Source organism: Mesorhizobium sp. M8A.F.Ca.ET.021.01.1.1, from assembly GCF_003998025.1.
In the GTDB taxonomy this organism is placed as follows: domain Bacteria; phylum Pseudomonadota; class Alphaproteobacteria; order Rhizobiales; family Rhizobiaceae; genus Mesorhizobium.
Map to the genome: position 1 here is coordinate 1 of NZ_RZSJ01001030.1, position 811 is coordinate 811.

Consider the following 811-nt stretch of genomic DNA (forward strand, 5'->3'; position numbering starts at 1 on the left):
GCTTCATCCTCACCGGCGAAATTCCTGACTATGCGCTGAAACCGCATGGCGGGCTGACGGGCACGCTGATCTACTGGAAGCGTATCGGCATAGCTTCGCGGTAGCGCGCCAGTCAGGTCCGGGCCTTGCCGGCAAGGCGCTTTAGCAGCCAGTGGCGGAAATCCTGCTCGGCACTGGTCAGCTGCGCCGTCGATGGCCTGGTCACAAAATGCCCTGACGTGCTGGAAAGTTCAAAATCGGAGAGCGGAACCAGCGTCCCGCTGTCGAGCGCCGCGTCGACAAGCGGTCGCGACCCCAGCAGCACGCCGGCGCCGGCGCTCGCCGCCTCCATGGCTGCGACGAAACTGTCGAAACGGTGCGACCGCTGGGGCTGGCCGGCCAATCCGGCCGCCGCGAACCACTCCGACCACATCTCGCGCGCGCCGGCCACCAGAAGCAGCGGCAGGGATGTCCAGTCGGCGGCACTGGCGAGCGCCGGACTTGCCACCGGCACAAGCCGCTCGGCGGTCAGCCTCTCGGCCTCGCGTCCGGGAAAGGATCCGTTGCCGAAACGGATGTCGAGCGCCGAGCCCGGCAGATCGTAGTCGGTCGGCCGATGGATCGTCACCAGATCGAGCTGGACGCGCGGCAGCGCCTTGGCGAGATCGGGCAGCGCCGGGACCAATGCCAGCAAGGCAAACGAGATCGGCACCCGGATAGAGACGGTCCGGACGGCGCGTGGTTCGAACAATTCCGTGGTGCTGCTGCCAATGGTCGCGAAGGCCGACTGGATGTGGGGCAGGTAGGCGGCACCCTCCGGCGACAGCGCGAC

The 811-nt window shown here is 67.4% G+C and carries 1 protein-coding gene and 1 pseudogene; one reads left to right on the forward strand and one right to left on the reverse strand.

The window, feature by feature from the left end; translation table 11 throughout:
• Positions 1–104, forward strand: a pseudogene (locus EOA36_RS38710) (GNAT family N-acetyltransferase); the annotation flags it as partial.
• Positions 105–112: 8 nt separating this feature from the next.
• On the opposite strand, the gene EOA36_RS36385 reads toward EOA36_RS38710, so the two are convergent.
• Positions 113–811 (reverse strand): LysR substrate-binding domain-containing protein (locus EOA36_RS36385; protein ID WP_127281311.1); only part of this gene is annotated, 699 nt, incomplete at its 5' end.